General features: G+C 43.0%; 10 protein-coding genes and 2 pseudogenes. 1 reads left to right on the forward strand and 11 read right to left on the reverse strand.

The annotated features are described in order from the left end of the window. Positions 1-48: 48 nt before the first annotated feature. From V7K97_RS23310 to nifH, 11 genes and pseudogenes are all read right to left on the reverse strand, one after another. Positions 49-540 (reverse strand): phosphate-starvation-inducible PsiE family protein, encoded by a 492-nt coding sequence (locus tag V7K97_RS23310; protein ID WP_334803376.1) that lies wholly within the window; start codon positions 538-540, stop codon positions 49-51. 160 nt (positions 541-700) lie between these two features. After that, complete coding sequence (locus V7K97_RS23315) at positions 701-928, reverse strand: hypothetical protein (protein WP_334803366.1); 228 nt, start codon at positions 926-928, stop codon at positions 701-703. A gap of 397 nt (positions 929-1,325) precedes the next feature. Further along, positions 1,326-2,147, reverse strand: coding sequence for an NADPH-dependent oxidoreductase (locus V7K97_RS23320; RefSeq protein ID WP_334803367.1), 822 nt, complete (start codon positions 2,145-2,147; stop codon positions 1,326-1,328). Positions 2,148-2,255: 108 nt separating this feature from the next. Continuing rightward, on the reverse strand, positions 2,256-2,966 hold the full coding sequence (locus V7K97_RS23325; protein WP_334803368.1) for a 2OG-Fe(II) oxygenase: 711 nt from the start codon (positions 2,964-2,966) through the stop codon (positions 2,256-2,258). A 385-nt stretch (positions 2,967-3,351) separates the two neighbouring features. Then, a pseudogene (locus V7K97_RS23330) lies at positions 3,352-3,492 on the reverse strand (TOBE domain-containing protein); the annotation flags it as partial. 107 nt (positions 3,493-3,599) lie between these two features. After that, positions 3,600-3,911 (reverse strand): zinc ribbon domain-containing protein, encoded by a 312-nt coding sequence (locus V7K97_RS23335; protein ID WP_334803369.1) that lies wholly within the window; start codon positions 3,909-3,911, stop codon positions 3,600-3,602. 15 nt (positions 3,912-3,926) lie between these two features. After that, positions 3,927-5,045: a homocitrate synthase gene (nifV, locus tag V7K97_RS23340; protein ID WP_334803370.1), complete on the reverse strand. Its 1,119-nt coding sequence runs from the start codon at positions 5,043-5,045 to the stop codon at positions 3,927-3,929. A gap of 224 nt (positions 5,046-5,269) precedes the next feature. Continuing rightward, positions 5,270-6,523, reverse strand: a complete 1,254-nt coding sequence (locus V7K97_RS23345; RefSeq protein WP_334803371.1) for a substrate-binding domain-containing protein — start codon at positions 6,521-6,523, stop codon at positions 5,270-5,272. Next, positions 6,498-6,647 (reverse strand): hypothetical protein, encoded by a 150-nt coding sequence (locus tag V7K97_RS23350; RefSeq protein ID WP_334803372.1) that lies wholly within the window; start codon positions 6,645-6,647, stop codon positions 6,498-6,500. The genes V7K97_RS23345 and V7K97_RS23350 overlap by 26 nt, the downstream gene beginning before the upstream one ends. 309 nt (positions 6,648-6,956) lie before the next feature. Continuing rightward, entirely contained in the window at positions 6,957-7,343 is a 387-nt protein-coding gene (locus V7K97_RS23355; protein ID WP_334803374.1) for a hypothetical protein, read from the reverse strand. Between the two features lie 166 nt (positions 7,344-7,509). Then, positions 7,510-8,409: a nitrogenase iron protein gene (nifH, locus tag V7K97_RS23360; protein WP_334803375.1), complete on the reverse strand. Its 900-nt coding sequence runs from the start codon at positions 8,407-8,409 to the stop codon at positions 7,510-7,512. Between the two features lie 329 nt (positions 8,410-8,738). Between nifH and V7K97_RS32150 the strand changes: the two are divergent. Continuing rightward, positions 8,739-8,840, forward strand: a pseudogene (locus tag V7K97_RS32150) (IS1-like element transposase); the annotation flags it as partial. Between the last annotated feature and the right edge of the window lie 712 nt (positions 8,841-9,552).

The following is a 9,552-nucleotide window of genomic DNA, read 5'->3' on the forward strand; positions in this document are numbered from 1 at the left end:
ACTACTTGCGATCGCTAACTAATTTTCAAACAGTATGTGTGGTTACAATTAATCAGAAGATAGAAGATTTTCAGCCAAAGTTTGCGTTGTTTCTGGGGTAGCAATTTTGACCTGTTCAAAAAAGCGAGATATCCAAGGTAAAGTTACAAGGATTCCCGCTAGTACTAATAAAAATAGAGCTATTCCAAAAATTTGGTCACGGGGAACTTCGAGTACACCACGTAAAATTACCTCTCTTAAAGCAGAAACAATAGTAATTTCCACTGCTGCGGCCACGGATGTTCGCTGTTGTTGTAGATGATCAATTAACAGGCGGAACAACTCTACCAAAATCAAAATGAATAGGATATCAGATGTTACTTGCCGCAAATCTAATGGACTCAAAAAAGAGAAGAACATATCTCCCAGTCGGATGATCATCACACAGAATAAACCAAGGCAGAGAGAAATGATAATAAAGTCTTGAAAAAACTCCAGGTTACGTACAATTGTATTTCTTTGCAGCGAGTTATTTAACTTTGAAATTATCCCTTTGAGCATGGTATTTCCTAATAGGCTAGATTCATTTATCTCCATAACCGAAATAGTGCTGAGTATCTAGCATAGATTACTCAGCACGGGCTAAACGCCCCGCTACCGCTAACGGAACTGTATTCAATCCCCATTATTTAGCTATGGGGTTAAAGTCAGCACTATTAAACTATTTTGAACCGTTGAGTTTATGTCCGGCTTCGGCGGTTTTCATCTTGGATGCTGCGGTTGTTAAGTTATTCGCAGCCTTGATGATCTCTTCTAAGGTTTCGTTAACCAGATTTTCATCAAGGGAAACTTCTGATAAGTAAGTTTCTATGAAAATCTCCACTCGACTAACAATTATTTTGCCTTGAGAGCGTAGTCTGTTGAGGTCTTTAGTAGATAGATTATTCATTGTTTGAAGCTCCTTTTGTTTCGCGGGTTAATTCTACATTTTTGATCAGCAATTCTCATGACAAGAGCTATTTTGACAGTTCAGCCCTTTTTTGAAAGATAAAGCTTGCTGGAATACCTATTAAATTCTTTGCCTGTGGACTGCTTAAATGCCTTCAGATTCCCCAAATTCGTACAAAGGTTTCAAGCAGGAGAATTGCTGGGGCTGGCGAGTTAGCGGGTCTATTTTAGGACTTACGCACCGAAATCATCTTTTGAGACTCAGTGTAGGGTTTTGAGTCTTTAAATGTCAGAAGCTTTGGTGCAGATATCAGAAGTTAATATGTAGGTTGGCTTGAACGAAGTGAAACCCAACCTACAAATATTCTTAACCGAACCTTATTGGCTGTTGACTCCTTTTATAACAACTTGAAGCCGAAGTTATTCAGAGTCTCACGCAAATCCTTACACCCTTTTAAATAGTCTAAAGTGGCTATTCGCTCGGCTGAGTGTTGCGACCAATCACCAGCGACATTCATCTTTTGTTCAGTGTAGAACTCTTTCATGATATCATTATAGTGAGCGATCGCTTCATCTTGCTCTGCCAATTTATAAGTTTCCCGATGGAATACGGCTGGCTGGGGTAGACGCGGCTTAACAACAGGTTGTGCTTCAGGATTGGGATAACCCACACACAACCCAAACACAGGGAATACAAAAGGTGGCAAATTCAATAACGTGGCTACCTCTTGAGTACTTTTGCGGATTGCGCCGATATATACCGTCCCTAAACCAATAGATTCAGCAGCGACAATCGCATTTTGGGCTGCGACTGAAGCATCCACTATTGCTTTAACCAACAGTTCTACGTAATCCAGAGCTACGGGAGTTAGTCCGCAACTGTCAGCAACATGAGCTAGACGACCTAAATCTGCTAACCAAACGAAGAATACGGGAGCTTGGTTAATCCATACTTGGTTATTAGCCAGCCTGCATAATTCGGCTTTGCGCTCTTGATCTTCAACTGCTACCACACTCCAAGTTTGCATATTAGCTGAACTAGGAGCAGATTGAGCAGCAGCAACTAGCCATTCCAGAGTTCCTGGTGGTAAAGGAGCGGATAGATAAGACCGAACTGAACGGTGGGCTATTAGCGTTTCTAGAGAATCGTTCCAGTCAATTTCGTGATTGAAGGGAACTTCACCGTAGCGCTCGCGCAGTAATTCTGTAGGATTAGTCATAGTCAGCTTTTGAATTTGAACACTTTTTTACGATTAATCAGGAAAAGGAAGAACCAGAAAATCAGGAGGCTGATTTTCTGACAAAAGTTGAGAGAAAATACTTGATTACTACGCAGCTAGCTGGGTTTCTCCAAAATCTGAAAGGCGATCGTTCCGAAAAAAAGCAACTCGTAAAGCTAGCCGAGACTCAGATGCAGGGCAATTAAGCGGAGTAACCGTATGCCAAGAATTGTCAGAACGTGCGATCGCAACTGAGGAATCACTAAGGGGTAGAATATCTTGGAAGGCAGATTCCGGCTGGGAGTCTTTGAGAATTCGCAAACAGCCTCCCCACTCTACAGACCATTGTTGATTGAAAAATAGCAGATGAGTTAAAACTTTGTTCGGCTCGTCTGTATGAGGGTGATGCAACTGTCCTAATTGATATCGGCGAAATCCAATATCCATTACACAGTCCTTTAGTTGCAACCCAGATATTTCAGCTAAAGCTGCGCGGTAAGAATCTGTCCACAGTCCTTCTATCAACTGTCGCCAGACTTTACTCAGGTGTCTCAAGTCATAAGTAAGTCTGCCTTGTGCCATCCGCTCTCGCCAGCGATTATCGCTAGATTTGAGCATCAAGGAAATATCCTCGCTAGTTGCAAGCATCTTTCCCCAAGAGTATCCATATCCCTCTCCCTCCGATAGGCGAAACTCTTCGTGGGGAAAACTCGCAGTTAGTTCTAAGCTTGCTTCTGGTGAAAGCAGGTTTTTGATCAAAGCCCAATCGTATGGGACTTTTTGCATTGCTGTGGCACGAATAGACTCAAAATTAAGCATGGTAGAAAAAAATGCTTTGGTAGAATTAACCAATCATGATTACCCTGGACATCAAGTGGTATTGAACTAGGGACTGGGGACTGGGAAGATTTAGATGGGAATTTAGATCCCAAGCAAATCTGATTCATATTTTCTTGCCCAGTACCTAGTCCCCATTACCCAGTACCCAGTCCCGGAGGGACCGATCGCAATAATTTTGTAGGATTTGTCATAGTCAACTTTTGAACTTGAACGCTTTTTTACAATTTCAGAGGGATTACCCACCCCATTACAAATTTCTTTGGTTACAAAACAACTGGCTTTACCGATAGCGGTTCTTCACCACTGCTCAAAGTAGGTCAAGATCAACCTCTTCAGAATCAAACTGCTTTCCCTGCTGTTTGAGTGATTGTGCTTGGAGACTACGCAACAGGGAACGCAAAACATCAGTCTTAGTGCGTTGGAACTGCTTACAGTACTGCTCTAGAAGTTGCCGTTCTTCTAGAGACAATTGAAAAGTGATCCATCCTTGCTCTTTTCTTGGCATCGCGACTACCAACATTATTGGTAGTATTCTAGCAGTTGGTACAATAACTGCGCTCGTTAACCAGAGACGGAATTGTGATGCTTTCTTAACCTTCCCTACTGATACTTTTAACCGAGACATTCTCCGACATTTGAGATATCGTGAACATCCAGTACAACATCACCAACTGATTCAGTGAAGGTGGTATCCCACATTGCCTTGAGGAAAATCCCCACGGCTCCATTAAAATCTCCTGGTATTTCGTAACCACAGTTAGGGCAAATAAAGTTCTTAGAACTACCAAGTTTTCTATGAACATGACCGCATTTAGTACAGGTCTTTGATGTATATTCTTCAGTTATTCTCACCAATTTGGAACCGTAGCGGTTACACAAATGCGATAACGTTTGAGAAAACTGATAGAACGCCCAAGTCATCATTGCTCCCCTGTAAGTTCACCTTTGGGGAACAAAACTCAGGAGTTCTTCAACCGTGAGACTGCGTTTAACTTTTACTGACTGATGCTTTACAGCATCCAGCACTGATTGAATTTCTGGCTGACTGAGTATGATTCCATGTTCTTGCAGCACACTGATGATCAGATGCCGACCGGAATGTTTGCCTACAACAAGGCGACGTTCCCAGCCTACATCTTCCGGCGCAAACGGTTCGTAAGTACCGGGATTTTGCAACACACCATGAGCATGAATCCCCGACTCGTGTGCAAAAGTATTTTCACCCACGATCGCTTTCCAGGGAGGAACCGGCCAGTTAGCAGCTTTAGCAACTAACCGTGACAGTTCCAGCAGGCGTTTTGTATTAATACCCGTTGGGATGTTGTAAAGGTGTTTCAGTGCCATCACCATTTCTTCCAACGCCGCATTCCCGGCGCGTTCGCCAATCCCATTTACCGTGGTGTTGACCGATCGCGCCCCTGCTTCAATACCAGCTAGCGAGTTCGCCATTGCCAATCCAAAATCATTATGCGTGTGCATTTCTATGGGAATGAATAGATGATGCACAAGGGAGCGAACTTTGCTGAAAGTAGTCAGAGGGTCGAGAATTCCTACAGTGTCACAGAAGCGAAACCGGAAAGCTCCCAACTCTTGAGCATAATACGCCACATCCAGTAGGAAAGATTCATCGGCTCTAGAAGAATCTTCTCCGCCAACAGATACAGCTAAACCGCGATCGCAAGCAAAATTAATCGCATCCCGCAGCAGATCCAGCATTACCTGCCGCTTACCCCCAAACTTGGCGGCAATCTGAATTTCTGAGACGGGAACGGAAATATGCACCCGTTCCAAACCACAATCTATAGATGCCTGAATATCGGACAATTTAGCACGGTTCCAGCCAAGTAATTGGGCATTTAATCCCAGATTAGCGATCGCTCGAATCGACTCTGCTTCTTCTTGTCCCATTGCCGGAACGCCAATTTCCAATTCTGGAACACCAATAGCATCAAGAAAAGTGGCGATCGCAATTTTTTCTTCAACATTAAAGGCTACACCTGCGGCTTGTTCGCCATCTCGCAAGGTTGTATCGTTAATGTGAACCGGATGTTTATTCATAGTGAAGTCATGATTCATCATTGGCTAAATTGTTGGGTGATTTTGATTTGCTTGAGTAATTCATGATTGAAAGACAGAGCAGCTAACTTGAGTTGTGGAAACTAAAAGACATATTTCTTAGTAGTAGGGTAACAATTACGAATTACGTTAGCGTAGCGGTAGCGAGTCAGACGCTCAAGGATTCGCTTTCCGCGTCGCTATCGAGCGTCATTACGAATTACGAATTACGAAATATTTGCTACAACTTCCCCAATCTTGCTAGTGTCATAGCCGCCGAGGATCTCTAATTGCGATCGCACTAGCTGATGTCCCAAGATACTGAGGAACTGTTTTACTGGTTCTTCTTCCAAATATTCTTTAATAATCACCAAGTCGTATCGCGCACTATGAAGGGGGATAAATCCCAACCCAAAGGCAGCAGCTATAGATGCTGTACTGATCCCGGCATCAGCCATTCCTGAGACTACAGATAAGGCAACATCTTGATGGCTGTGGACGATATGGGTAAATCCTTTCACAGTCGGAAATGGCACTCCTTCTTCTTGGAGTTTCCGTTCTAAAAGCATCTGGCCGCCAGAACCCGCTTCATGGGTGACAATAGTTGCTCCAAATTCTACTAAGTCGGAAATTGTTTTAATTCCCCTTGGGTTTCCTGGTGGGACTAACAAACCTTCTTCCCAAACTCCAAGGGTAATCAAAACGGCACTCTTACCTCTTAAGGCTTCCCGCACAAAGGGGATGTTATGTTCTCTAGTTTTGGGATCGTATAAGTGCATTCCTGCAATATGAACTTCACCTTTGCACAGACTACGTAATGCCGCCTTGCTGTGGGCGAAACGATAATGAATTCGCAGTTGCGGATGCCAACGTTCAGTTGCTCTTGCCAAAAGTGAAAGCACAGGTGTACAACCAGCAATCACAACTGTATTGTGTAGTTTGTCTATATCATCCAGAAGCCGAACCAGAACTTTATTTGTACCGTTTTGGCTTTGTGCTTCACCCTCCGATTGACGCTCATTACTAGCTACTTCTGACGCTAACGGCAAATTGCTGACGCTGGGTAACTCTTTCACCCTTACGGATTCCCCAGCATCAGGGTAGATCACAGCAAGCATCTCACCATCAGCTGGAATCATTTCGATCCGAAAAGCATCGTTCCCAACGAGGGGATAAGCTATCCATTGATTCCCAACCCGCGCTAGACTAACTCGTGATTGCTGCTGCTTAGGCACTGATCCCGCAAGAATTGCCTCAACTTCTGGTAAATCTTCCTCAAACCAGAATAAGTCCTCGACTTGGCAGCCCAGGGCCTTGGCTAAACGCAGTGACATAGCAACAGAAGGAGCATATTGCCCTAATTCCACACCACCAATACTCTGACGAGTTACGCCAGCTATATTAGCTAATTCTTGCTGACTCATACCCAAGCGAGTTCTAATTGACTTCAGGTTGTTACAAAGATTCACATCCAGTTTCATGAGGCTGTATCTCTCCGTTAGAAAAAGCCGCAGCAGACAAACTTAAATTTGTTGGGTCAGTAGCAAGGTTTTCTAGTGTTTGCCGTTTTTGTTGAAAGACATATTGATATTTTGACAATTTCACTTATTTCCTGCAAGCATAGCATACATATTGCCAGCATACTTGCCTTTTTGGATACATTTAGTAATTTAGCGTAGCTTGCCGCCGTCGGCGATCGCCTTTTGATCATCTGCCAACCAAACGTAAGTTCGATGAACCTCTCCCTCCCAGCCTCCCTTTCCGTTTCGGAGAGGGAGGAGCAACGAAAAATTCAGCTTTTTGCTCCCCTCTGGGCGTCGGAGAGGGGTTGGGGGAGAGGTCAAATAAGACTTGTCGAACTCACGTTAACCAAGGTGATGCCTACGGTGCCAAGCTACGTCACCAAAATAAAACTTAGTCTGAGTGCGGTAAGTCCTGATCTAAATGCCAATTGCCTTTTTTAGTTGGTACCGCCACCCACTGGAGTTCCAACCATAAGATCGGGTTCTTTTCCTTCAACCTTGAGGCGGGGTCACGGATAATGCGTGTGGCATTTATGCAAATAGCCTCACATATCCCCAAATCTTGGGCAACGCTTCTGAAAACGTCTTGGTAGGCATTAACTGAGGCAAACAGCATATTAGGATAATAAACAACAAAATGTTGTATAAGTTTTGGAGGACAACCCCAGTAAGAGTTTACAAGTTCGACGTGGCAGTACTGGAGCAACTCACCTACTTTGGCACAGCGTCCCTTGACTACGGTGATAAATTTTTGGACTAAAACCTCTTCGGTCAACATAATGAGTTCTCCTCCTTCAATGAGGTAGACGAATTTTGGCGTGGTTCAGAACGCCGATTTCTCAAATGGTGTTAAGAAGTTTACGCAGTTTTTTCTGCTTTTTCGAGTCAGAGATTGCCAATTGCTCCAGACACTTTGTATGAAGGATAACCCCTACTGCATCGTCCTATTCAAGAGGCATCTCCGAAAATGAATCTGCAACCCTTGTGGAGCTTGGGGTGATACCTAATGTTTGGAGATGTCTAAACAACCCAAACTGTACCAGCAGTTCCTCTAGCTGATCGTTAGACATAGATTTCGGAGTGACAAAATCTGTATTCTGGTCAATTGCCATTGCCAGGTTGCGATAGTGCTGCGCCTGTTCAGACTCAGGAGCATACTCAATCACCGTCTTGCGGTGGAACTCTGCTTGCTGCACCATATTGTCTCTGGGTATAGAGTAGATCATTTGAGTCCCCAGTTTCTCTGCCAGAGCTTTGATCAAATCATCTTCCTCATCGACTTTGCGAGAGTTGCAAATCAATCCTCCCAGACGTATACCGCCTATCGGAGCATACTTTTGAATGCTTCGACAGATGTTGTTGACAGTATACATTGCCATAATTTCCCCAGAAGTAATGATGTAAACCTCTTGAGCTTTACGTTCACGAATGGGCATAACAAATCCACCGCATACCACGTCACCCAGACCGTCATAAAATGTATAATCAAGTCTAACTGCATCATCATAAGCACCAAGTTGTTCCAGCAACCCAATTGATGTCAGAATGCCTCTACCTGCACATCCCACACCAGGTTCCGGCCCACCCGATTCCACACACAGCGTCTTCCCCCATCCCACCTGGCGGAAGTCTTCTAGATTCACATCATCATCTTCTTCTTTCCGCAACGTGTCGAGTACAATCTTCTGGTGGAATCCCCCCAAAAGGAGCCGAGTGGAGTCTGCTTTTGAGTCACACCCTACAACCATCACCTTACGATCCAGATCAGTGAGTCCAGCCACGACGTTTTGAGTCGTTGTGGATTTGCCAACTCCCCCTCTTCCATAAATAGCGATTTTCCGCATAAAAACCTCAATAATGGCGCAGACTTATTGATTCGGCTTCAAGATTATGGTGTAATCAAGCAGAGTATTGAATCAAATTGAAGTTGTAATTCTTGAAAGTGTTTACTACCCAGTTTGGGGAGCATTTCACTTTCGTAGAAAGCTCTTTAAACCTCACCCCAACCCTGTCCTTATTAAGGAGAGGGAGCAGAAATCGATGCTTTGGGGGGACTAAGGGGGCTAGATTTAAGGTACATTTACAAAACTGAAATGCTCCCCCAGTTTGTGACTGCATTGATGCTGTTAGAGAGTGGACATCAGCCGTCTATCCAGCTAAATATTGCAGTTATTTGCGAGAAATTAAACAGCTTCTTACAGATATGGCAGTAAATATTAGCGGGATGCGAGATACAACAAGGGTGCTAAAAATTAGTTCCAATCCTGTCACCAAAAATTCAAAAAACTTCCACAGATCCGGCAGGTGCATGAGAAATTTTTACTTCGTCACAGCAAGACAAGCATTATTTTCGCTGCAAAGAAGATACATAAAAAAATCAGTCCAGCCTACGCTATGGCAATGGCTTCGCCAAACGAAAAACCGATTTTTAGGCGGTTTTGCTCCATTTCGATTAACGTTATACCATCACCAATAACTGATGAGGCTGGTCTGATACTCACTTCAAAGGAATCTAAGGAGTTTTTATTCTGGTATTAGATTCCCTATAAATAAAGAATATCATACATCTGGCCAATTTACTTGCGCTGACAAACTAATTTACAAACAGTATTCGTGGTTACAATTACTCATCAGCTAGAAAGCTTAAAAGCAAACAATTGCATTTTTCCTATAGTTTTGATTTGAGCAAATATCGCCGATTTATCGAATTGAGATATCTAGAATCAGGATAGCAATTAAATCATTAACGCTCTTATATATAGTTAGAATGGTCTGTCTATTTACTTTAGTAGAAGTCTTATATATAGAAGGATATGAGTTGCTTAAAATCTAGACAGAACTGTATATTATAAACTGGTTTTATTTCCATTTTGCAATATTAATTCGGGTATTTGTTATCAAATTTACTATTATTAATTAAAAAGGTTGATAGGATTTTGAAATCAAGGAACTCCAACAAGTTTCTGACAAAAATAAAGATTAGAAGA

Source organism: Nostoc sp. (assembly GCF_036917815.1).
GTDB lineage: Bacteria > Cyanobacteriota > Cyanobacteriia > Cyanobacteriales > Nostocaceae > Nostoc.